Genomic DNA, 22,273 nt, shown 5'->3' with positions numbered 1-22,273 from the left:
TGAGCAATATAGATTGGCCAGTCTGTGCTATAAATTACGCAGAAGCAGCATATGCGGTTTATTGATGAGGCACAGATGACGCTTGCAAAACTATGGGCTGGTACAGCCAGAGGTACCAATACTGGGAAATTGTTTTTGGAGCTTTCTGGTCCAGATAATGCGCTCGTCGGAGTGCTGAGGTTTAACGAAACTGACAGGGACGGCGTTACTCTCTACGATATCTCAGGCAATTTCGATGGCGAGAATCTAAGCATTGTCGGAGTGCATCGCGTCGAAACCCCCGAAGACAGGTGGAATAACCTCACCGCAAAAGGCAAGTTGTCATCCAAAGGCTCGATTGATGGGCAATGGGAAGCAGATGAAGGCACTGGAGGTGCTTTCACTTTGTTTGCTCAAGATGCTCCCAGTGAACAACAATTACCTGATCTTTCTATGATGCAGTTACACACCTCTCGCTGGAGGTTCGGTGCTATTAGCATTGATCATGAGCAAATCATTCGTGTAGCAGAAAATTTACAGCAGGAATTCAAACGAGGAAATGTAGTTGTTACGATTGTCAAAGAAGGAGGGGCGGAGCAGGCTCGTTTTCTCCCGGCATTCAAGCTCTTAGAGTTTGCCAAGAATGAGCGTGCCGAGATTCTTAAGATTTCAGTCAATGAGCCTGAGCCGGAAGGTACCAAGAGATTGATCGAAATCGAATTAGGGCCTCACGTTAATTCGGCTATGACCCAAAGCTCTAGCGAAGCATGGACTTTGGGGAGGCTTGAGAAAATCAAGAATGATTTCAAAAGATATGAAAGGTCATATGCAACACATTTTAAGAAGTTAAATCTTGGAGCAAATCAGATTATATTTGCTGGTGCATTAGTTTATATACCTAGCCTAAATAATCTAGGCCAAAGATTCATTTTCTTTGTATCTGTATTTTTCATAACTCGCCTAGTAACCTACTTACATACTAAGTACCTTCCATTTACGGCTATATATCTATCAGAGAAATCTGATAGTCTAATCAGAAGAGCTTTCCCTTCTGTTGTCTCGTGAGCAATAGCGTTGACTGCTGGGCTGGCCGCAACTCTAATTGCTGCATATTTGCAAGGTGCAATTGGAATGCCTTAATTCGATAAGACGGCATCCATAAAGTATTCATGCCTAATTTTTAAGAGAGACATGAATGGGACCAACTTTAGTCTTTGATAAATCTGTTATTGAATGTTTATCGGAACGAGAATCCCGATGGCTGACAAACCTGTATGCATTAAACCGAGTGCCAACTCTGTTTATGGAGATACTAGCCAATTTAAAGAAAGATTGGAGGGACGGGAGGGCACCGGAGGGTCACGTTCAGGGCTTGGCAAATAAAATCCCTCAAATTGACGTTTGGCAGAACCTCCATCATCGGGAAATCTGGTACCACAATCTGCTTGGTTACGAAGTGCCAATGGATGGTCACGTTTTGGTGCCGCGAGGAGAGCGCATAGTTGATGCCACTGGAGCGGAGGCGAATTTTCTAGGCCGTTCCCCTGAAGACAAAGCAATGAGTAGATGGGTAGAAGGGAGGTTCAATGAATTTGAAGGAGTGCTGGCTCAGCGGTGGAGAGATGCGATTAAGTTAATTGATCTAGTAGAACTGGGAAAATCCTATAGAAAGGTCTATCCAAAATGGCGAGAAGTGGCTCCTGATCTAAGTTCGATTCAAGATGTGGTTGCAAAGATAAGCAGCGGTAGAACGGGAAATTTTGAACTGCTAAGGCAAATAATTAATACACTTGAACCCGGAGACATCGAATATGAAAAGAATGTTATAAGAAACTGGAGAATGAATGGAAGGCCGAAAATTATTGAATACGCACCTTATGCGGTGCACTGCTTTTCGGTAAATATATTCTTTTCCATTGGGATAGCATCAGACACTTTAAGTACTAGACCAACAAATCTAATAGATTTGCAATATTTATATTATCTTCCATTTTGCAAAGTGTTTGTCTCTGGTGATCGCTTTCATCAAAGTTTGGTGCCATTTTTTCTTCGAGATGGTCAGGTTTTTTTAGAGGCTGAGCATCTCAAGCAAGACCTTCGCGAAATTGCTGACGCTTGGGATACAAACCAAGATGGTACGTCAGGTACTATGTCTTTCGTTCGCCATCCTTTACCGAATAGCTATTCAGAGAAAGTATGGGATACTTGCTGGCCGGACTGGCGAAAGCAATTTGTAGATGAGGAAATGCCTTCGACCGAAGAGCAACGAAAGAAAACATATGCACGGTTGAGGCCGATGCTAGATGCAATAGAAACGCATACAGTAGCCAAGCAAGGCCATCCTTCTCAATGGGATGCGCTACTTAACCCCGATCCCAAGGATCATTTTTAAGCCCTTCTGTTGGTTCGGTTTCGTGGCTAACATCCTTGCCGCCTTCACTTTCAAACCTGCCCGACCATAAGCTCGAACAACAAGTATGACATCCGGGTTGTCTCTATTGATGATGACCCTTGGTTCGTGGTGGCCGATGTTTGTGAGGTAGTAACCCGGCCCTCGCTGTCCGATTACTTGATCCCCATGAGAAGGCTAAATCCGATTTAGGGGGACTTTCAACACAGTTAGCAAAGATCTGTTCACCAACAGAGTGATATTTGAATTGAAATTTTGTGGCAGTGTTACATCAAACGTGTACCACCAACTATATTGCGCCGCACAATGGCAGGGTCGTAATTCGCTTATTACGTGGATAAAAGAAAACCGCTTTGAGGAAAACCTCAAAGCGGTTTGTCTTGGCTGGGGCGGTAGGATTCGAACCTACGGTACACGATACCAAAAACCGATGCCTTACCACTTGGCCACGCCCCATCAGCGTGTGTGGCGCGGAAAATAGCGTTCCCCGCGCCGGAGTGCAACCCTCTATTTGAACCTTTTTTTGCCGGGGATTTAGGCCGGGAAGGATGCGCCGATCTGCGCGCGTGCGCGATCCTGCATTGTTTGAATTCCGGTGGCCTGTACCCACCAGTCGGGCTGGCTTTCGGCAATCGCGTTTGCGGCACGTTCCGCCTGATTTTCGGTGTCGTAAATCGCAAGGCAGGTCGCCCCGCTGCCCGACATGCGGGCGAGTAAACATCCGTCTTCGCGGGCCAGCGCAGTCAGTACGTCACAGATTTCGGGCAAAATGCCCGATGCCGGAAGGGTGAGGTCGTTGCGGCAGTCCTGAAGGGCGGCGGCAAGGGCGGCGGCACTTTGAAACTTTGCCGTGCGATCCCACAGATTTTCTTCGGTAAAACCGGCATCGCGCGCAGCAAAGATTTCGGGCGTTGAAACCGCCTTGCCCGGATTGACCAGCACCAGTGACAGGCTGGGCAATTCCGGCAGGTCGATCAGTTTTTCCCCGATGCCCTGCATCAAAACGGTCTTGCCATGCAAACACACCGGCACATCGGCCCCGAGTTTAAGCGCGAGTTTTTCAAGTTCCGGGGTCGGGATATCAAGCTGCCACACCCGGCAGAGCACGCGAAGGGTGGCGGCCGCATCGGCCGATCCGCCGCCGATGCCAGACGCCACGGGCAGGTTTTTTTCAAGCGTGAGGTCAGCGCCCTGTGTCACATTGGCCTCCGCCCGAAGCAGGCGGGCGGCGCGCAGGATCAGGTTGTCTTCGATATTGCCATGGCCAAGATCACCCGCCATCGAGCCGGTGATCGCAAGGGTCAGTTCGGCATCATCGCGCGCGGTTGCGGTAATCACATCGCCGCAATCGGCAAAGCAGACGAGGCTATCGAGCAGGTGATAGCCGTCATCGCGCCTGCCGGTGACATGCAGGAACAGGTTGAGTTTGGCCGGGGCCGGTTCGGTATGGGTCGAAGACATGATGCGGATGCCCTTTATCCCCGATCAATCAGTTTGCGGCAACGTCACCGGCATGGGGTGTTTTGCCGTCAAGCTTGGCCTGGACATCGGCGCGCAATTCGTCGGTCGGATTGAACGAAAGCGCACGGTGCCATTGGAAGCGGGCCTCGTGGAAGCGGCCGATCTGCCAGTAGGCATCGCCCAGATGATCATTGATGGTCGGATCATCGGGTTTGAGTTCAACCGCCTTTTCAAGCTGTTCGACCGCATCATCATAACGGCCGAGCTTGTAATAGACCCAGCCAAGGCTATCGATGATGTAACCGTCATCGGGTTGCAGTTCGACGGCACGTTTGAGCATGTCTTCGGCCTGATCGAAGTTTTTGCCCATATCGACCCAGCTATAGCCAAGATAATTCATGACATAGGGCTGATCGGGTTCAAGTTCGAGCGCCTTGAGGAAGTCGGCCTCGGCCTTTGGCCAGTTTCCGGCGCGCTCATAGGCAATGCCGCGACGATAGAGCAGACGCCAGCCGACAGCATCCGTGCCGCCCAGACGTTCAATCGCCCGGTCATAGGCATTGGCCGCCCCGGCAAAGTCCTGATCGATGCGCAGGATATCGCCAAGCTGGATCAGGGCATCGGGACGGTCGCTGCGTTCATTGACCATGGTTTCGAGCAGGGCAATCGCATCGTCGGTCTTGCCAAGCTGTTCATAGCTTGACGCGGCGCGCAGGCGCGCGTTCCAGCTATGCGGGGAGTCTTTGGGGATCGATTCATACACAATGACGGCTGCGTCAAAGCGTTCCTGGATTTCCATGATCTCGCCGACCAGAAGGCGGGTGATGTCATCACCGGGGCGCAGCGACAGCGAATAGCGCGCCATGAGCAAGGCCGGATCAACCGCGTTTTCCTGGCTAAGCAGGGTCGCGATATCAAGATAGGCCTCGGCCAGACCCGATGCCGGGGTCAGGATGACGCTGGTGGGGGGCTCCCCCTTTGCCAGACGGTCAAGGTGATAGGGCATCGCAAGGGACTGCGGATGGCGGTCCATATAGCTTTCATACAGAAGGGATGCCTTTTGCGTCTGGCCTTTGCGTTCATAGACCGACCCCAATGCTTCGGCCGCGCGCAGCGGCGCATCGGCCGGATCGCCATAGGCGCTGGCGAGGGCGACTTCGGCGGCGTTCAGGTCATCGAAATAGGCCAGGATCAGACCGCGATGATATTCCGACAGCGGATTGAGCGAGCCGTTGCCCTGCAATTCGTTAAGGGCGGCCATGGCGTTTTGCGGCTGATCAAGGCCGGTATAGATCCATGCCTTGGCCAGCGGTACGATCAGGGCTGTGATCCCGCGTTGCGGCAGGGTCGATACGGCATCAAGGGCGGCCTGATAATCCTGATCGCGGATTTCGGCATCCATCACCGTCATGATGGCAAACAGGTCTTCGGGATTTTCATCGACGAGCACGCGCGCAACCGGTTCGGCATCGGCAATGCGGCCTTCGGCGATCAGGGCCAGAAAGGCGCGGCGGCGCAGATCATCGTTGCCCGGATCGATTTCATGGGCACGCAGCAGATAGCGCGCGGCATAATCCGTGCGGTTTTCGATCTGGGCGGCCTTGCCGGCAAGGAAATTGCCCGAGAAGCTGTTGCTTTGCGGATATTCGAACTCGGCACGATCAGCGGACTGCGACATGGTGCCGCAGGCCGAAAGGGCAAGAGCCGTCATCGGAATGACGATGTTTAACAGATGGCGTTTCAAAAACTTGTCCTGCGTCTGCAATTCCCAACCGGCCGCATTTTCTGCGCTCAATGCGGGCCACTAACTTTTATGGAGCTAACCCTAACCAGTCGGCAAATATAAGGCAAAGCATTTGCATTTTGCGCGACCGGTTACGGGCCAGCATATGGGCCAGCATACGGGATTGTACGGGGACTTCCCACAGGTGGTTGCGCAAAGCCAGAAACGTTCCCGTGATGAGGATATAGCTAGCAGTAAAGCGGGCGTTTGGCGGGAACATCAAGCTGGGGCACGATGATGTCGCGCGCCTGTTTGGTAAAATGTGATTTCTGGCCGACCGGGGCGACATATTCCAGAATGGCCATCGCCCTGTCAGTGCCAAGCGCACGTGCGAGAACCCACCCGGCCAGATAGTGCGATGACAGGCAGCCGCCACTGGTGACGATATTGCCCTGTGCGACCAGCGGGCGGTCTTCAAGCACCGTGTCGGTGCGCGCCAGAAGGGACCGGGTTTTGGTATCGGTCGTGATGGTCGCGGGCAGAAGGCCCAGTTTGTGCAGGAACAGCACACCCGAACATTGCGCGCCGATCATCTGGCGCGACGGATCAAGTTGGATTTGCGCCATCAGGTCGGGATCATTGATATGATCGCGGGTGTGGATGCCGCTGCCAAACAGGACGACATCGGCCGTGGCGGTGAAGGATAACGGTTCCTGTATCCTGACTTCGACCCCGTTCATCGAGGTCACGGATGGGCCGGGCCCGGTAATGGCGGCACGAAGGCCATTGCCCCTGGCCCGGTTCAGGATCGAGAGGGCGACAAAGCTGTCGATCTCGTTAAAACCATCAAGCGTTACAATCGCGATTTCCATCACACATCCATCGCCAGTCAAAAAAGGGCGGACATTGAACGCGCAGATTGGGGCTTAGACAAGAAAAATGCGAGATTTCCGTCAGAAAATCATGCGGAAAGGCATTCTTCGACCAGTGATATCCAGTAACTGACACCATAGGGGATGGCAGCGTCATTGAAATCATAGGCGGCGTTATGCAAAAGGCAGTTGCCATCGGTCGGGCCATTGCCAAGCCAGACATAGCTTCCGGGTTTGGCATTGAGCATGAAGGCGAAATCCTCGCTCGCCATCGAGGGTTCGGGGTTCTGGTCGATCTGATCGGCCCCGACGACGCGTGAGGCGGCGGCAAAGGCGATGGCGGTTTCGGCTTCGCTGTTGATCGTGGCGGGGTAGCGGCGCTGATACATCACGCGCGCGGTGCAATCGAATGCCTTGGCGGTGGCATCGGCCACGGTTTTAAGGCGGTCTTCGACCAGATCCTGAATGTCGGGTGCGAAGGTGCGCACCGTGCCGCGGATGGTGGCGGTATCGGGGATGACATTCCATGTGTCGCCCGCGAAAATCTGGGTCGGCGAGATCACCGCACTTTGCAGCGGATTGACATTGCGCGCGGTAATGGTTTGCAGGGCCAGCAGTACCTGACCGGCAGCGGTAATCGGATCGCGGCCCAGATGGGGCATGGCGGCATGGCAGCCGCGGCCATCCACAATGATTTCAAAAATATCGTAGCTGGCCATCATCGGGCCGGGCTTCATCGCCATGGTGCCGACATCGCGACCGGGCCAGTTATGCATGCCGTAAACCGCATCGGCCGGGTGGCTGTCAAACAGGCCTTCTTCGACCATTTCGCGCCCGCCGCCTTCGTTTTCTTCGGCGGGCTGAAAGATGAAATCGACCGTGCCGGTGAAATCGGGATTTTCGGCGAGGATTTTGGCCGCACCGAGTAGCATGGTCATATGACCATCATGACCGCAGGCATGCATTTTGCCCGGATGTTTCGAGGCATAGGGCAGATTGGTGGTTTCGTGGATATCAAGCGCATCCATGTCGGCGCGAAGGCCGATGCGTTTGCCCGAACCCTTTTTACCGTGAAGGGTGGCGACAACGCCGGTTCTGGCAATGCCGGTTTTGACATCAAGCCCGAAGGATTGAAGCTTTTGCGCGATAAAGGCGCTGGTCAGCTTTTCCTCGAACGCGGTTTCGGGATGGGCATGCAGATGGTGTCGCCATTGGGTGAATTCATCAACGAGTTCGGTGGCGCGAGGATGAAGGGAGGATTGGGTGACAGTCATCTGCATACTCTGTTGCGTGTCATAAAGAACGGGGGCGGATGGCCCCCGTTTATATGGTGTTGGATCAGGCGCCTTGCAGGCGCAGGATCAGTTCGGCAACCAGAACCGACCCGGCATAGGTGCCAAGGAAGACAAGGCAGGCAACCAGTGCCAGTTTCCAGCCGGAATGTTTGGCGACCTCGATTTCCTTTTTGGCAATCGCAAAACCGGCATAGGCAAGGGCCGGGGTGGCAAGGGCCAGGAAGTTGACCGATTTGGCCTGTGCGACGATCCATTCCGACCCCGGGGTCCAGGGCAGGGTTGCAAGAATACCGACCAGCGAAATCCATGCGACACTTGGCAGGTAAAACGGTGCAAAGCGGGTCAGAAGCAGGCCGGCCATGGTGATCAGATAGATCACCACCATGCCGACAAAGCCATCGGCAAGCGGGATGGCCGGGCCGACCGTATTCATCACCAGCCCGACAAGGCAGACGATGACAAGGGTAACGGCGTGATCTGTCAGATCAATGTTCGGACGGGTACGTTCCATTGCAATTGCATTCTCGGACATGATCAGGCCTCCTTCTTGTTTGCGGTGGCGATATCGTTTTTGCCAGCGGTCGCGTTATAGAGTTTTTCAACAATCGGAAGGGCGATGAACAGGCCGGCATACAGCCCGGTCGCATAGGTCAGAAGGTTGCTGGCCCCGGCAAGGGCAAGGATTTCGTCCTTCATGGTCGGGATGACTTCGGTCAGCGCACCGGTGCAGGCCGCCATCATCGAGCCACTGCCGATGCCACATGCCATGGCAAGGGCGCGCGGATCAAAGATGTCCGCACTGGCGAAAAGGGACGCCAGAATGGCAAAGATGAAGGTCCCGAACAGGGTGCCGATCACGTAAACGCCCATCACACCCGTGCCCTCGGGGCTTTTGAGGGTATAGCGGTCAGCGATGATCGCAAGGTTGGGTTCACGTGCAATCGAGAAGGTCGCACCAATCGCCTCGCGGCCCATTTTCAGGCCCCAGACCGCCAGCGGGAAGGCCAGAACGATGGTGCCAAGGTTGCCCAGTTCCTGCAACAGAAGGGCCGGACCGGCATCAATGATGGTCTGGATTGCCGGGCCAATGGTGGTGCCGAATTTCGCAATAAACGGCATGATCGCAATCACGATCAGCGGTGATGCGGCCTTGACTTCCTTCTGGCGGATGAATTTCCCGAATTTCGGCATGATATTGGGGTTCATCAATGCCGCCATGACGAAGGCGTAAAGCAGCGGCAGCAGCAAAATCGCGCCGATGCCAAATGGAATTTTCTGAATGCCGATCAGTTCGGCGATGGCGCCGAGTACGATAACGGCGAGGTGGAGCCGCCAGAGCTCCAATTGTCCCCGAAGCGCGTTCATTTCCCAGTCTCCTTGACGTGGCGTGTTCGACGCAACCATGGCCACGGTCAAAAAAGGCCAGAACTGTTGCATCATCCCTGCGGTATCCCGGCATTGGCAGATTTCACAATTTTGCCATTTTTGGCGCCGGGGATTTTGTCCGACAATGAAAACTCGACCGGGGTGGAGCAAGTGCCATTTTGGGATGCTTATGTTGCCAGAACGGCAACAGGTGCCTTGATGCTATGCGTGTTCTTCGGGATACCAGGCGGAGCCGAAGGCCTCCATCCGGTCGCGGATCATGCCGGTAACCGCCCGCACGGCGGCGGTTTTCGGGCGTCCCTTGCGCACCAGAAGATGCGATGGAACACGGGCGAGAAAAGGGTCGGTCATCGGGATCGCGACGACCTCGCCCCTGCGTAATTGTCGCGATACGGCAAAGGCCGGAAGAAAGGTGATGCCGCCGCCTGACAGGACGAAATGCACCGCGACATTGATCGAATCGGCGGTCAGGAACGCATCACGGGCCAGCCGGTTGCCCTGATCGACATTGGCCAGAAGTTTGGCAACGCCAAAATGCGGGTTAAGCAAGGCCGCCGGGTAATTCAGCGTATCGGAAAGCGTGCAGTTTTCCTTTTTCGCCAGATCAAATCCCGGCGGGACAAGGGCGCAAAGCGGTGCGTGATCCTCGGCCAGCAATTCCAGATCGGGATTGCGCGGCGGGTTGAAGACAAGCCCCATATCGTAATCATCACGCAGGATGCCGTGGGTGATTTTTTCGGTGCCCGCGACATCGATTTCAAGGCGGATATCGGGGAATTCATCGCGAAGCGGGCGGACAACGTGATTGACCAGATCAACCACAAATCCCTCGCCGGTGGCAATGCGCACGGTTCCGGCGATGGCACCGCGCGCAGCCGCCAGATCGACCGAAAAGGCCTCGTCCATTTCAAAACGCCGCCGGGCATGGGCAGCGACCATATGGCCCGATTCCGTAAAGATGATGCCGCGTTTGGTGCGTTCCATCAGAAGCGTTTCAAGATGGGCTTCGAGGGCGGCGATCTGGCGGCTGATGGCGGATGGGGCGATGCGCAGATTTTCGGCCGCGGTGCGGATGGATCCGGCCTCGAACACGGCAAGGAAATAACGCAGTGGCTTGTCGTCGATCTTCATGGTGTTCGTGCCTGTTTGGGGTGCCTGATTGGGTGGTTGATGTCTGGTGCTTGTGAAGCTGATCACGTAATCAGAGCATATGTGTTGCTGTTTCGGCAACAACATGTTCCGGCAATTGATCTTGAGTTCGCCCGATATCCACCGGAAAGTTCGGGGGCAAAATCAAAAAATCACATCGGACCGCATCGGTGCCGTGACGGGAAGGCGCGTGCCTTCACCGGCTGAGCCCGGCTGTCTGAAAGCAAAGAGGCAAATATCGTGAGTAATCCAGAAACCGGCACCATTGGTGTCGTTGGTCTTGGCAATATGGGGCTGGGCATGGCGCGCACCCTGTTGCGGGATGGTTTTTCGGTCATCGGGTTTGATGTTTCGATGGAATGCCAGGCCAAGGCCGCCGCATCGGGGGTGACGATTGTCGCCGGACTGTCCGAATTGTTTGAGGCGTGCCCGACGATCATCCTGTCATTGCCGACGGCAAACCATGTGCGCAAGGTTCTTGGCGGTGATGAGGGCCTTGGCGGACGCGATATCGATCCGCGATTGGTGATTGATACCACCACGTCCGAGCCCGATGTGACCCGCGAACTTGATGCGGTGCTGCGCATGCAGGGGCATATCCTGATTGATGCCCCGGTCAGCGGCGGACCAGCCGGTGCCAATAGCGGCAATCTGACCATGATGGTCGGCGGCGGGGATGCCGATGTGGCGCGTGCGATGCCGGTTCTAAGCTCGTTGGGTGGCAAGATCACCCATGTCGGGCCGGTGGGGGCGGGCCATGCGGTCAAGATCGTCAATAACATGCTGGTGGCAAGCCACCTTCTGACCATGAGCGAGGCGGTGCGGCTTGGTAATGCGGCAGGTGTTACCACCGAAAACCTGATTGCAGCCCTTAATGCTGGGTCGGGCCGCAGTGCGATCAGCGAGGTCAATTATCCGAAATGGGTGATGAACGGGGCCTTTGACAGCGGCTTTACCATGGGATTGATGCGAAAGGACGTGCGCCTTGCCATGGCGTTGGCCAAGGACAAGAGTGTTGCGATGCCGGTTTCGGAACTGGCGGGGCAGATCTGGGCGGCGAGCGAGGAACTGCTGTCTGACAATGCCGATTTCAACCGTATCACCGAATGCGACCCGACCCACAAAGGAGCCAAATCATGAGCAGTGATTCCAATATGATGGCGCGTGACTATCACAAGGCCATGGCGCCGTTTTTTGGCAGTGATGAGATCGGAAGCTGGGTCAATGGGGCGATGATGCCCGGACGTGGCGATATGTTCGAACTGATCGATCCGGCGACCGGCAAGGCGTTTTTGACCCTTAAGGATGCCGGGGCGGAGGTTGTCGATGCAGCGATGGAGGCCGCGGTGGCCGGGCAGAAAGTCTGGTGGGGCATGACGGCGGCTGAACGTGGCCGGATCATGTGGCGGATCGGGCAACAGGTGCGTGATCACCTTGATGCGCTTGCGTTGCTGGAAACCGTGAGCGCGGGCAAGCCGATCCGCGATACAAAGGTCGAGGTGCTTAAAGTTGCCGAGATGTTTGAATATTACGCCGGTTGGGCCGACAAGCTGCATGGCGATGTGATCCCGGTGCCGAGCAGCCATTTGAATTATACGCGGCCCGAACCATACGGCGTGGTGACACAGATTACGCCGTGGAACGCGCCGATCTTTACCGCCGGATGGCAGTTGGCCCCGGCGCTTTGCACCGGCAATGCGGCGGTTTTGAAACCATCGGAAATGACGCCGTTAACGTCACTTGCCCTTGGTGTTTTATCCAAAAAGGCCGGATTGCCCGACGGCGTGATCACGGTTCTGACCGGGCTTGGCATGACGACCGGGGCGGCGGCGACCACCCATGACGTCACGCGCAAGGTTGTTTTCGTTGGATCACCGCGCACCGGGGCGAGCATTGCGGCACAGGCGGCACAGAATATTGTGCCCTGCGTGCTGGAACTTGGCGGGAAGTCGGCCAATATCGTGTTTGGTGATGCCGACCTTAACCGTGCGGTGATCGGCGCGCAGGCCGCAATATTTAGCGGGGCGGGGCAAAGCTGTGTCGCGGGATCGCGGTTGCTGGTGCAGCGCAATGTGGTTGATCGTTTCCTTGATATGCTGGTTGACGGGGCCAATCGCATTCCGGTCGGTGATCCGATGGATAGCGCAACCCAGATCGGCCCGATCAACAATGACGCACAATATCAGACGGTGCGCCGGTTGGTGGCAGCAGGCCAGAAAGAAGGCGCGGAATTGCTGGCCGGGGGTATCCGCCCGGAAGGGGCCGCGTGTCAGGAGGGTTATTTCCTGCGTCCGACGGTGTTGGGCAATGTGCGCAATGAGATGGCGATTGCGCGCGAGGAAATCTTTGGCCCGGTGGTTTCCGTCATTCCGTTCGAGGATGAAGCCGAGGCAGTGGCGATTGCCAATGACAGCAAGTTTGGTCTGGCCGGGGCGGTGTGGACGCAATCGGTGGACCGGGCGCACCGGGTGGCGGCGAATGTCCGTGCCGGGACGTTCTGGATCAACAGTTACAAGACGATCAATGTCATGTCGCCGTTTGGCGGATTTGGTGCCAGTGGGTATGGAAGGTCGAGCGGCAAGGAAGGCTTGATGGAATATATGCAGCCCAAAAGTGTCTGGACCGAAACGGCGGCCAATCCGCCCGCCGCATTTGGCTATGCGCCGGAATAGAACGCATATCGATCATCAGGATCACGAAAAAGGGCCGCATGACGCGGCCCTTTTGACGTTTACATATTGGGATAGTTCGGGCCACCGCCGCCTTCGGGCACTACCCAGACGATGTTCTGGGTCGGGTCCTTGATGTCACACGTCTTGCAATGCACGCAGTTCTGCGCGTTGATTTGCAGACGTTTGCCGCCTTTGTCCTCGTCCGCGACAAATTCGTAAACACCTGCCGGGCAGAAGCGGGCTTCGGGCCCGTCATAAACCGCAAGATTGACGTTCACCGGCACGCTGGCGTCCTTGAGCGTCAGATGGATCGGCTGGTCTTCTTCGTGGTTGGTGTTTGACAGGAACACCGACGAGAGTTTGTCGAAGCTGACCACACCATCCGGTTTCGGATAGTCGATTTTCGGCATGTCGGCAGCCGGTTTCAGGCAGGCATGGTCCGCATGGTTTTTAAAGGTCCAGGGGGCCTTGCCACCCAACAGATAGGTATCAGCCGCACTATAGGCCATGCCGCCCCAGAAGCCCCATTTGGCGAAGCTTGGGCGGATGTTGCGGACCTTGTGCAGTTCGGGATAGACCCAGCTGTTTTTAAGTTTTTCCGGGTAGCTTTCCATCGAGGCGGGTGGCGTTTCGGCAGTTAGCGCCTCGAACGCGGCTTCGGCGGCGAGCATGCCGGTCTTCATCGCGGTGTGCGATCCCTTGATTTTCGGCACATTCATGAAACCGGCCGAACAGCCGATCAGACAGCCACCGGGGAAGACCAGATCGGGGATCGATTGAAAACCGCCTTCGTTCAGCGCACGCGCACCGTAAGAAATGCGGCGGCCCTTTTCGAAAATCTTGCGGACTTTCGGATGGGTTTTGAACCGCTGGAATTCGTCAAACGGGCTGAGATGCGGGTTTTCGTAATCAAGACCGATGACAAAACCGACCACGACCTGATTGTTATCAAGGTGATACAGGAACGACCCGCCATAGGTGTTTTTATCGAGCGGCCAGCCGGTGGTGTGGGTGATTTTGCCTTCTTCGTGAACTTCGGGGTCAACTTCCCACAGTTCCTTGATGCCGATGCCATAGGTTTGCGGATCGGAATTTTTGCGCAGATCAAACTTTTTGATCAGCTGTTCGGACAGCGAGCCACGGCAACCTTCGGCAAAGAAGGTGTACTTCGCATGCAGTTCCATGCCCGGTTCGTGGTTCGGGCCGGGCGTGCCATCGCGCGCGATGCCCATATCGCCGGTCGCGATCCCCTTGACCGAACCGTCCTCGTTAAACAGGACTTCGGCGGCGGCAAAGCCGGGATAAACTTCGATCCCCATGGCTTCGGCCTGTTCACCAAGCCAGCGGCACACATTGCCGAGGCTGACGATATAGTTGCCCTTGTTATGCATCTGCGGTGGGGTGGGGAGCTTGATACCGCCGGTTTCGCTCAGCATCAGGAACTCGTCCTTGCCAGCGGGGACATTCAGCGGTGCGCCGCGTTCTTTCCAGTCGGGGAAAAGTTCGTTCATCGAACGCGGTTCCATCACCGCACCCGAAAGCGTATGCGCGCCGACCTCGGAACCTTTTTCCACCACACAGACGGTGATTTCTTTTTCATGTTCCTGGGCGAGTTGCATCAGTCGAATGGCAGCCGACAGACCGGATACACCGGCACCGACGACAACCACGTCAAATTCCATGGATTCGCGTTCCATATGGCCTCTCTCCTTTGGCTGCCGACCGTTTCGGACTGTTTTCGCCCGTATGGGTCACAAGCCGGTATTCACCGATCAGAGTCTCGCCCAAGCCCTGATTTCTCACATTCATTGTTTAATCGGTATAGGTGTACCGATTTGAGTCACGTTTGTATATGGTGCAAGTGATCCAAAATCGTTAAAGTCGATTGAAATCCATGCGCCATTCCAAAGAATGCGCCGCAACATACACCGTTCCTGTGTAGATGAGCAAACCAATTACAGATTTTGATGTAAATAACCTGGACCCGCTGCAGGCATTGATCTGGCAGTTTGAAATGGGCGCGGACGAGGCGATTGCCGACGAGCCGCTGGACCGTTTCAAGGCATCCGAAAGCCTGAGCCGACAGGCAGCAAGCCAGCCCGGCCGTGCGTCATTGCCGCCCAATGGTGGCGCGGCTGCCCGCCCGGCGATGCCACGGCCCGCCGGTGGTGCAACCCCGATGACCCCGCCGCCGCCCATGCCACCGGGGGCAGGGTTCCTGTTATCCGATACGCCACACGAAGCCCGCCAATCGGCCCGTGACCTTGCCGCGGCGGCAACAAATCTGGCCGATCTAAAGGAAGCGGTCGAAAAGTTCGAAGGCTGCGCACTTAAGAAATCGGCCAGCAATACCGTCTTTGGCGTGGGGAACCCCGAAGCACGTTTGGTGCTGGTCGGCGAAGCACCGGGGGCGGAAGAGGACCGGCAGGGCGAACCCTTTGTCGGACCGAGCGGCAAGTTGCTCGATGCGATGTTGCGATCCATCGGTTTTGCGCGCGAGGAAGTCTATATCACCAATATCCTGCCCTGGCGTCCGCCGGGAAACCGGCAGCCGACCACCGCCGAAATCGCGGTGTGCGAACCATTTGTCCGCCGTCATCTTGAACTGATCGGGCCAAAGGTTGTTATCTGCCTTGGCGGCAGTGCGGCCAAGACCCTGATGGAAGAAGACCGCGGCATCACCCGGTTGCGCGGCACATGGAAAGAAATTCCGCTGGGGGCTGCCAGTGTTGCCGATGTGACGGCGATGTTCCATCCGGCCTATCTGCTTCGGACACCGGAACAGAAACGGATGGCGTGGCGCGATTTGCGGGCTGTTGCGCAGAAATTGTCGTAAATTACCTTACGAAACGCACGATGCATGGCCGATATGCAGCGGGCAGGCAATGTGCGGCCACCCCCGCCAAGTGGTTGATTTCGGAGAAATCATTTCGCGGCACCGGCTTTTGCTGGTATATATCTCTGCCAAATGCGGGGGGACACCGCACTCTACAGGTTGCGACGAGAAACTGCTTCGGGATACAAACACGGCTTTGCCGGAGTCTCGTAGGGGAAAGACTGGTTTTGATCGAAGCACTACAAACAAGGCTGCCGCGTGCCATATCGGCATTTCGGCGCACCGTTCTCATTTCCGGACTGGGTGCCATTGCATTGGTGCTGCCTGTAACGGACGCCCAGGCGACCAAGGAACAGGCTGCCCTTAGTGCGCCTGCGGCCAGTGATGATGCGGGCTCGGTCAAAACACCGACTGTGCTGTCCAAGCGTGATGCGGAACTTTACGAACAGATTTTTGCCGTGCAGGAGCAGGGCCGCTGGAAAGATGCGGACAACCTGATTTCGCGTCTGTCCGATGACCTGCTGATGGGGCATGTCCAAGCACAGCGCTATCTGCATCCGACGGCGTATCGGTCGCGCTACAAGGAACTCAAGGACTGGCTGGCACTTTATGCCGATCTGCCCGAAGCGCCGACCATCTACAAACTGGCGTTGCAACGCCGTGGCAATGCAACCTATCCGAAGAAACCGGTTGGCGGGTATGTCAACGGTGCCGGATATGATTACGAAGATATCCGTCCCTATTACCACAAATCGACCAAAAGCCTTTCATCGGCACAGCGTTCGCGCGCTTCGGTTCTGAAACGTCGTATTCGCCAGCGGATCGGCGGCGGTTGGCCCACCGGCGCGCTTGAGGTGCTTGAGGCACTGGAAACCAAGCGTTTGTTTGATGCCTATGAGCAGGACGAAGCGCGGACGTCGATTGCATCGGGATATTATTATTTCGGCAAGCCCGATCTGGCTTTGCGCCATGCCGCCGAAGCCGCAAAGCGGTCGGGCAAATACCTGCCGCAGGCGCATTGGACGGCGGGCCTGACGGCGTGGCGGCTGGGCAAGATGGATCAGGCGCATGACCATTTTGTGGCCCTGACCAAGAACGACTATGCGTCAAGCTGGACGCGGTCGGCCGGGGCGTTCTGGGCCGCAAGGATTGATCTGGCGGCGGGACGTTTTGTTGAAGCCGACAAGATGTTGCAGAAGGCCGCGGAATATCCGCGGTCGTTTTACGGGCTTCTGGCGTTGCGGTCGCTTGGCCGGGATGACGTTTTTGACTGGGACAGTCTGGCGCTTGATGAAAATCGCGCCAACAAGCTGAAGCTTGATCCGCATGGCCGTCGTGCCCTTGCCCTGATCCAGATCGACAGGCGTGAAGAGGCCGAACAGGAATTGCGCAAGGCCGCAGCCAGCGACGATGCCAAGCTGCGCCGTGCGGCCCTGGCGCTTGCCGATAGTGCGAATTTTGCGGCGCTGACCATGCGGCTTGGCGGTTATATCGCGCAGAAAACCGGCGAGGTCATCGTCAATGCGCTTTATCCGGTGCCGCCATGGGCGCCGCAAGGCGGGTATGAAGTTGACCGGGCGCTGATTTATGCGTTGATGCGTCAGGAATCCGGCTTCAATGCCGAGGCGCGGAGCCACGCCGGGGCGCGTGGTTTGATGCAGCTGATGCCCGCAACCGCAAGCTATATCGGCAATACCCGTTATCGCGGTGAAAAGCGTGCAGAACTTTACGAGCCGGAAGTCAACCTGTCGCTGGGTCAGAAATATGTCGATCATCTTCTGGGGCAGAACGGGGTCGATAACGGCTTCTTGCAGTTGATGGCGGCTTATAATGGCGGGATCGGCAATCTGGGGCGCTGGCAGAAGGCGCTGAAGGATAACGAAGATCCGCTTTATTTCATCGAAAGCATTCCGTCGCGTGAAACGCGCCTGTTTATCGAGCGTGTGATGGCGAACCTTTGGATGTATCGGTCGCGTCTGGGGCAGGACAGCCCGTCGCTTGATCGTCTTGCTGCGGGGCAGTGGCCGGTTTACCAGTCGCAGGACCTTGGTGCTGGTGATGACGGCCTGACCGCCGAACGCTGATCGGGATTGATGACCGCAGACAATAATCGCAATGGTGAACCGGCATCTGATCGTCGTGATCAGGGAACGGTTCTGGACCGGATGCAGATGCCACCGATGAGTGGCGATGAGGCGCTTCGCCGGTTCCACAAAGACCGCGAAGCAGGCGGCCATAAATCACAGAGCGATGAAACCACGGAACTTGCCAAACTGCATCCGGTGATGCGATTTGCGGCGGTCGCGGGAACTTTCATTCTGATTGTCGCGGCTTTGCTGGGTGTGCTGTATCTGATTGGTTCCTAGGGGACGGTGCAATCTGTGCCGCGTCGTCGGACCACATAAAAAAACGGGCACAGATGTCTGCGCCCGTTTTTGTTGTCCGAAGATCAGACCGGGTTACAGCGACTGGCAGAATTTTTCGAAATCCTGCACGGTTGCATATGATTTCTGGGTACCCGGACGGGTGATGCTGTCTGCCGCATACCGCACGGCCATTTCAAGGGCGGCTTTGACGTCACGGTTTTCGGCATAGTAGCGCGCAAAGCTGCCGATAAAGGCATCGCCAGCACCGGTCGTATCGACCGGCTTGACCGATACAGGATCAATATGGACTGCGTCGTCATTGCCATTGATCAGAAGCGCGCCATCGCCGCCCAGTGTCACAATTACGGTTTTGACACCACGGGCGATCAGGCTTCTTGCGGCGGCTTCGGCATCGGCCAGTGAATTCACGGCCATACCCGAAATCGTCGCAAGTTCCGTCTGGTTCGGGACGAGGAAGGTGGCCTTTTCGATTTTGGTGCTGTCGAGGTCAGCCGGGGCCGGGGCCGGATTAACCAGCGTTTCAATGCCATGTTCGGCACCAAAGGCGACGGTGTGATAGACCGTTTCCAGCGGAATTTCGAGCTGCATCAAAATCAGGTCGCATTCCTTGAGCGCATCGGCAGCACGGTCGACATCGGCCGGGGACAGTTGTGCATTGGCCCCTTTGACAATCAGGATGCAATTTTCGCCTGACGGTTCGACAAAGATCGGGGCGACGCCGCTTGAGGTGCCCGGTACCCGTTCGACAAAGCGGGTATCAATGCCCGATGTTTCGAAATTGCGGATGGTGTTATCGGCAAAGATATCGTCGCCGACCTTGGTGACCATCATGACATCGGCGCCAAGACGTGCCGCCGCGATGGCCTGATTGGCGCCCTTGCCGCCACATCCCATTTCGAAACGTGGTGCTTCGATGGTTTCGCCGGGCAACGGCATACGATCCGTATAGGTGATCAGATCGACCATGTTGCTTCCGACAATGGCAATTTTGCCTGCCATATTCATTCTCCTGATTTACAGCGAACGGATCGCCTGTTCGGCCGTGTCACTTTCGGCCTGCGTCATATAGCCCAGCCTTACCGAGAAATTCCGGCTTTCGCCAGATCGCAGGGAAATGACATGTCCCTTGGCTTTTTCGGCGTTGAAGCCTTCGGGTTCGCAGGTGGATGGCAGGGCAAAGGCCGCGACCTTCTGATCCTGATTTGCCAGTATCCAGCGGACCGTTTTGGGAAAATCATTGGTGTTATAGGCAATGTGAAACGCATCGCCTTCGACGCGGCGCATCATGCAGGCGGTGTTGCCATGCGCATCGGTTTTGGCGTTGCGGATGTAAAACACCTGTTCGGGATCATAGCGATGCGGTTCGTCGAGGGTTTCCATCGCCGCCGGATTTTGCGCCAGCGTTTCAAGAAACGCATCGTAATCCGGGTTGCGCGGCACATGGGCCGGGACTTCGGTGCGAACGATGGTGTCGGTGGGAGTGAAACCGGCGGGCTGGATGATTTGTGCGCCGTCACAGAACGCGAAATTGACGTGGCACATATACATCAGGTCCATTGCTGCACCCGACAGGTTTTCGACATTCATCTGAATATCGAAAAGCGTCGCATCCGGGCGCAGAACCACACGGGGTCGCGCCATGTAATGCGCCCGGAAGCCCATGACATATTCGCGGGTGCCACTGATCGCCATAAAGGCACCGTCGTCGTCATGGCCAAATTCAATGGCGGCACTATCCATTTCGGCACAGGGCATTTCACCATGCAGCGGATGGGTATCGGTCGGACCGGGGCAGCCATTGGTCAGCAGCCCCGAATGGAACGCAAAACAGCCATAGGTTTCGACAATGACGTTGGCCGGGCGCGGCATGCTGAACATGTTTTCCATGGTCAGATCCACGCCATCAAACACCGCATCCCAGATCATCTGCCCCATGAAGGGCAGAATGACCAGATAGCCGCGTTCGTTTTTCAGCCGGACTGCTTCGATGCCGGTTTCATAGCGAAACAGGCTGGCCGACATGCCACCGTGCGATGCGATGACATGTTCGGCGTCGCCGAAGAAGGTTTTGCGCAGGTTAACCTTGGTTGACGCAGTCATGAAGTCACCTCGTTTAACGCGAACGGTTTTTATAGGCGTTGAGCGCAATCACCAGCAGAAGGAACACGCCCCAGATAAAATCGATCAGATGGTTGGAAAACCGCAGAATCTGGAAGCCGCTTGACAGCAGCATCAGGGCCGCAACCGCGATCGACACACCGAGCACCGTGCCACGGCCACCGGCCGGGTTGGTGCCGCCCAGAACCGCAATCAGAACCGCCTGAAGCAGATAGGATGTGCCGTAATCCGACTTTGCCGCATTGGTACGCCCCGAAAGAATGATTCCGGCGATGGACGCCATCACCCCGGTCAGCATGTAGCTGAGCAGGACCATCTTTTCGCGTTTCAGACCGGCAAACAGGGCGGCCTTCGGGTTGGTACCGATCAGCATCAGATTGATGCCAAAGGTCGTGCGGCGCAGCATGAAGGCAATCAGGCAGGCCAGAACCACGAACAGGACAAACGGCGTTGCCAGACCAAAGATCTTGCCATTGCCGATAAAGGCCCAGGCTTCGGGGAAGCCGACAATTGCCGGGCCGCCGGTCATGACGATGGCAAGGCCGGTAAAGACCTGCCCGGTGCCAAGGGTGGCCAGAATGGGCGTGATTTTTAACCGGGTAATCAACAGACCGTTCAAAGCCCCAGCGACAAGCCCGGTGCCAAGGGCGACAACACCACCCAGCAGAACAATGCCAAAACCGGTATCGGCAACACCTGCGTCGGTGGCGAATTTCTTGAACATCACCCCGGCAAAGATGCCCGACAGGTTGGCAATGCCGATCACCGAAAGGTCAATGCCGCCGGTCAGCATGGCAATCATCATTGCAATCGACAGAAGGCCCAGTTCCGGGAAGGTGTAGGTGATGGATTCAAAATTGTAATAGCGCAGGAATTTATCCGGGCTAAGGGCGGTCATGACAACAAAGATCAGGATCGTCATGGCGATCAGCTGAACGATATTGTTGTCCTTGTTCAGAAGGTTGCGGAAATCGAGTTCACGTTTCATATCGGCCCCCTCACGCATTCGCACGGCGGTCACGCCATGCCGTAATGGCGGTGGCAATTACAATGATGACGCCGACAACAACGCGCTGCCACGTCGTGTCGATCTTCATGATGATCAGGCTGTTTTTCACCATCACCAGCATGAACACACCCAGCATGGTTCCCAGAACGGAACCGCGCCCCCCAAAGATGGAAGCACCGCCCAGAACCACAGCCGCGATCACGTCCAGTTCAAGACCGACGAAATCGCGCGGGTTGGCAAGCCAGATCATGCCGCTGTGCAGGAGGCCGGCAAAACCGGCCAACGCCCCGGCCACACAATAGATGAAGAAGGTGATCTTGCGGATGTTGAAGCCAACGCGGCTGGCGGCTTCGGGATCGCCGCCCATGGCATAAACCCCGCGGCCGATCATGGTATAACGCAGCACAAGATGCAGGGCCACGGCCAGAACGACATAGACAGCAACCATCGCGGTCAGGCCATAGGTCGTGCCATCGGGTTTGACCATGCTGATGATATCGGACTTTCCGAAATCAATCAGGGCATCGGGCATTTTGTTGATGTTGATCATGCTGGTGCCAACAACGCCCAGCAGGAACCCGCGCACCATGCTGCCCGTACCCAAGGTCACGATCAGCGGGATCATGCGGAATTTATAAACAAAGAACGCATTCAGGCAGCCAAACAGCGCCCCCATCGTCGCCGCGGCAACGAAGGGCAGGACAACACCGTCATAATTGAAATACAGCATGCCCTTGATGGTCAGATACATCGCGGCAACAGCGAATGCCGGGAACGAAACATCAATCCCGCCGGAAATCATCACCAGCAAAACGCCAAGCGCCATGATGCCGATGATCACGTTGCTGCGCAGAAGGCTGAACATGTTGTCCAGGCTCCAGAAGGCGGGGTTGACCAGCCCGATCAGGATCATGGCAAGCACAAGAATGCCCGCGATGACCACCTCTGATTTTTGAAACCAGGCCATCGAGTTTTT

At 56.2% G+C, this 22,273-nt stretch carries 19 protein-coding genes and 1 tRNA gene; 7 read left to right on the top strand and 13 right to left on the bottom strand.

Features of this window, described 5'->3' with window-relative positions:
• The first annotated feature begins 51 nt into the window (after positions 1–51).
• Positions 52–1,044, top strand: coding sequence for a hypothetical protein (locus P8T57_RS06225; protein WP_341364915.1), 993 nt, complete (start codon positions 52–54; stop codon positions 1,042–1,044).
• A gap of 130 nt (positions 1,045–1,174) precedes the next feature.
• Entirely contained in the window at positions 1,175–2,371 is a 1,197-nt protein-coding gene (locus P8T57_RS06220; RefSeq protein ID WP_341364914.1) for a hypothetical protein, read from the top strand.
• 399 nt (positions 2,372–2,770) lie between these two features.
• Here the strand turns inward: P8T57_RS06220 and P8T57_RS06215 are convergent.
• The 8 genes from P8T57_RS06215 to P8T57_RS06180 all read right to left on the bottom strand — a co-directional run bounded on the left by P8T57_RS06215 (position 2,771) and on the right by P8T57_RS06180 (position 10,257).
• A tRNA-Gln gene (locus tag P8T57_RS06215) sits at positions 2,771–2,845 on the bottom strand.
• Positions 2,846–2,923: 78 nt separating this feature from the next.
• Positions 2,924–3,850, bottom strand: a complete 927-nt coding sequence (locus P8T57_RS06210) for a 4-(cytidine 5'-diphospho)-2-C-methyl-D-erythritol kinase (protein WP_341364913.1) — start codon at positions 3,848–3,850, stop codon at positions 2,924–2,926.
• 28 nt (positions 3,851–3,878) lie between these two features.
• Positions 3,879–5,645: a tetratricopeptide repeat protein gene (locus tag P8T57_RS06205; RefSeq protein ID WP_341364912.1), complete on the bottom strand. Its 1,767-nt coding sequence runs from the start codon at positions 5,643–5,645 to the stop codon at positions 3,879–3,881.
• Positions 5,646–5,821: 176 nt separating this feature from the next.
• The gene (locus tag P8T57_RS06200; protein ID WP_341364911.1) at positions 5,822–6,445 is read right to left on the bottom strand and encodes a DJ-1/PfpI family protein; all 624 of its coding nucleotides are present in this window, start codon (positions 6,443–6,445) and stop codon (positions 5,822–5,824) included.
• 89 nt (positions 6,446–6,534) lie between these two features.
• Complete coding sequence (locus P8T57_RS06195) at positions 6,535–7,719, bottom strand: M20 aminoacylase family protein (protein WP_341364910.1); 1,185 nt, start codon at positions 7,717–7,719, stop codon at positions 6,535–6,537.
• A 64-nt stretch (positions 7,720–7,783) separates the two neighbouring features.
• Positions 7,784–8,272 carry a hypothetical protein gene (locus P8T57_RS06190; RefSeq protein ID WP_341364909.1) on the bottom strand — a complete coding sequence of 163 codons (489 nt, stop codon included), beginning with the start codon at positions 8,270–8,272 and terminating at the stop codon, positions 7,784–7,786.
• A gap of 2 nt (positions 8,273–8,274) precedes the next feature.
• Positions 8,275–9,105 (bottom strand): DUF3100 domain-containing protein, encoded by an 831-nt coding sequence (locus P8T57_RS06185; RefSeq protein WP_065702149.1) that lies wholly within the window; start codon positions 9,103–9,105, stop codon positions 8,275–8,277.
• Positions 9,106–9,327: 222 nt separating this feature from the next.
• Positions 9,328–10,257, bottom strand: a complete 930-nt coding sequence (locus tag P8T57_RS06180) for a LysR family transcriptional regulator (RefSeq protein ID WP_341364908.1) — start codon at positions 10,255–10,257, stop codon at positions 9,328–9,330.
• A 258-nt stretch (positions 10,258–10,515) separates the two neighbouring features.
• Between P8T57_RS06180 and P8T57_RS06175 the strand changes: the two genes are divergently transcribed.
• Together P8T57_RS06175 and P8T57_RS06170 are read left to right on the top strand one after the other, a co-directional pair.
• Positions 10,516–11,415 carry an NAD(P)-dependent oxidoreductase gene (locus tag P8T57_RS06175; RefSeq protein WP_341364907.1) on the top strand — a complete coding sequence of 300 codons (900 nt, stop codon included), beginning with the start codon at positions 10,516–10,518 and terminating at the stop codon, positions 11,413–11,415.
• Entirely contained in the window at positions 11,412–12,947 is a 1,536-nt protein-coding gene (locus P8T57_RS06170) for an aldehyde dehydrogenase family protein (protein ID WP_341364906.1), read from the top strand. Before P8T57_RS06175 ends, P8T57_RS06170 begins: the two co-directional genes overlap by 4 nt.
• A gap of 59 nt (positions 12,948–13,006) precedes the next feature.
• Here P8T57_RS06170 and P8T57_RS06165 read toward each other — a convergent pair whose 3' ends face one another.
• Entirely contained in the window at positions 13,007–14,644 is a 1,638-nt protein-coding gene (locus P8T57_RS06165) for an electron transfer flavoprotein-ubiquinone oxidoreductase (protein WP_341364905.1), read from the bottom strand.
• Between the two features lie 245 nt (positions 14,645–14,889).
• Here P8T57_RS06165 and P8T57_RS06160 point away from each other — a divergent pair, with 245 nt between their 5' ends.
• From P8T57_RS06160 to P8T57_RS06150, 3 genes are all read left to right on the top strand, one after another.
• Positions 14,890–15,783, top strand: coding sequence for a uracil-DNA glycosylase (locus tag P8T57_RS06160; RefSeq protein ID WP_341364904.1), 894 nt, complete (start codon positions 14,890–14,892; stop codon positions 15,781–15,783).
• A 227-nt stretch (positions 15,784–16,010) separates the two neighbouring features.
• Positions 16,011–17,867, top strand: a complete 1,857-nt coding sequence (locus tag P8T57_RS06155; RefSeq protein ID WP_341364903.1) for a lytic transglycosylase domain-containing protein — start codon at positions 16,011–16,013, stop codon at positions 17,865–17,867.
• 9 nt (positions 17,868–17,876) lie between these two features.
• Entirely contained in the window at positions 17,877–18,149 is a 273-nt protein-coding gene (locus P8T57_RS06150; protein ID WP_110252522.1) for a hypothetical protein, read from the top strand.
• Between the two features lie 93 nt (positions 18,150–18,242).
• On the opposite strand, the gene rbsK is transcribed toward P8T57_RS06150, so the two are convergent.
• The 4 genes from rbsK to P8T57_RS06130 are packed head-to-tail and all read right to left on the bottom strand — an operon-like array spanning position 18,243 to position 22,264.
• Positions 18,243–19,169, bottom strand: coding sequence for a ribokinase (gene rbsK, locus P8T57_RS06145; protein ID WP_063092034.1), 927 nt, complete (start codon positions 19,167–19,169; stop codon positions 18,243–18,245).
• Positions 19,170–19,184: 15 nt separating this feature from the next.
• Positions 19,185–20,270, bottom strand: a complete 1,086-nt coding sequence (locus tag P8T57_RS06140) for an aldose 1-epimerase family protein (RefSeq protein ID WP_341364902.1) — start codon at positions 20,268–20,270, stop codon at positions 19,185–19,187.
• 13 nt (positions 20,271–20,283) lie between these two features.
• Positions 20,284–21,276 (bottom strand): ABC transporter permease, encoded by a 993-nt coding sequence (locus P8T57_RS06135; RefSeq protein WP_037987469.1) that lies wholly within the window; start codon positions 21,274–21,276, stop codon positions 20,284–20,286.
• Between the two features lie 10 nt (positions 21,277–21,286).
• Positions 21,287–22,264: an ABC transporter permease gene (locus P8T57_RS06130; protein WP_341364901.1), complete on the bottom strand. Its 978-nt coding sequence runs from the start codon at positions 22,262–22,264 to the stop codon at positions 21,287–21,289.
• Between the last annotated feature and the right edge of the window lie 9 nt (positions 22,265–22,273).

The organism is Thalassospira sp. SN3W (assembly GCF_038070535.1).
GTDB classification, from domain to species: domain Bacteria; phylum Pseudomonadota; class Alphaproteobacteria; order Rhodospirillales; family Thalassospiraceae; genus Thalassospira; species Thalassospira xiamenensis.
The sequence above is the reverse complement of the archived record's forward strand: the minus strand, read 5'-3'. Positions and strand labels throughout refer to the sequence as shown.

What these genes read in the sequence shown, in the direction of transcription:
- P8T57_RS06200 (WP_341364911.1), bottom strand. Translation starts at nt 6,445, where the DNA reads ATGGAAATCGCGATTGTAACGCTTGATGGTTTTAACGAGATCGACAGC.
- P8T57_RS06140 (WP_341364902.1), bottom strand. Translation starts at nt 20,270, where the DNA reads ATGACTGCGTCAACCAAGGTTAACCTGCGCAAAACCTTCTTCGGCGAC.
- P8T57_RS06185 (WP_065702149.1), bottom strand. Translation starts at nt 9,105, where the DNA reads ATGAACGCGCTTCGGGGACAATTGGAGCTCTGGCGGCTCCACCTCGCC.
- P8T57_RS06190 (WP_341364909.1), bottom strand. Translation starts at nt 8,272, where the DNA reads ATGTCCGAGAATGCAATTGCAATGGAACGTACCCGTCCGAACATTGAT.
- P8T57_RS06210 (WP_341364913.1), bottom strand. Translation starts at nt 3,850, where the DNA reads ATGTCTTCGACCCATACCGAACCGGCCCCGGCCAAACTCAACCTGTTC.
- P8T57_RS06160 (WP_341364904.1), top strand. Translation starts at nt 14,890, where the DNA reads ATGAGCAAACCAATTACAGATTTTGATGTAAATAACCTGGACCCGCTG.
- rbsK (WP_063092034.1), bottom strand. Translation starts at nt 19,169, where the DNA reads ATGGCAGGCAAAATTGCCATTGTCGGAAGCAACATGGTCGATCTGATC.
- P8T57_RS06180 (WP_341364908.1), bottom strand. Translation starts at nt 10,257, where the DNA reads ATGAAGATCGACGACAAGCCACTGCGTTATTTCCTTGCCGTGTTCGAG.
- P8T57_RS06135 (WP_037987469.1), bottom strand. Translation starts at nt 21,276, where the DNA reads ATGAAACGTGAACTCGATTTCCGCAACCTTCTGAACAAGGACAACAAT.
- P8T57_RS06170 (WP_341364906.1), top strand. Translation starts at nt 11,412, where the DNA reads ATGAGCAGTGATTCCAATATGATGGCGCGTGACTATCACAAGGCCATG.
- P8T57_RS06150 (WP_110252522.1), top strand. Translation starts at nt 17,877, where the DNA reads ATGACCGCAGACAATAATCGCAATGGTGAACCGGCATCTGATCGTCGT.
- P8T57_RS06225 (WP_341364915.1), top strand. Translation starts at nt 52, where the DNA reads ATGCGGTTTATTGATGAGGCACAGATGACGCTTGCAAAACTATGGGCT.
- P8T57_RS06195 (WP_341364910.1), bottom strand. Translation starts at nt 7,719, where the DNA reads ATGACTGTCACCCAATCCTCCCTTCATCCTCGCGCCACCGAACTCGTT.
- P8T57_RS06220 (WP_341364914.1), top strand. Translation starts at nt 1,175, where the DNA reads ATGGGACCAACTTTAGTCTTTGATAAATCTGTTATTGAATGTTTATCG.
- P8T57_RS06130 (WP_341364901.1), bottom strand. Translation starts at nt 22,264, where the DNA reads ATGGCCTGGTTTCAAAAATCAGAGGTGGTCATCGCGGGCATTCTTGTG.
- P8T57_RS06165 (WP_341364905.1), bottom strand. Translation starts at nt 14,644, where the DNA reads ATGGAACGCGAATCCATGGAATTTGACGTGGTTGTCGTCGGTGCCGGT.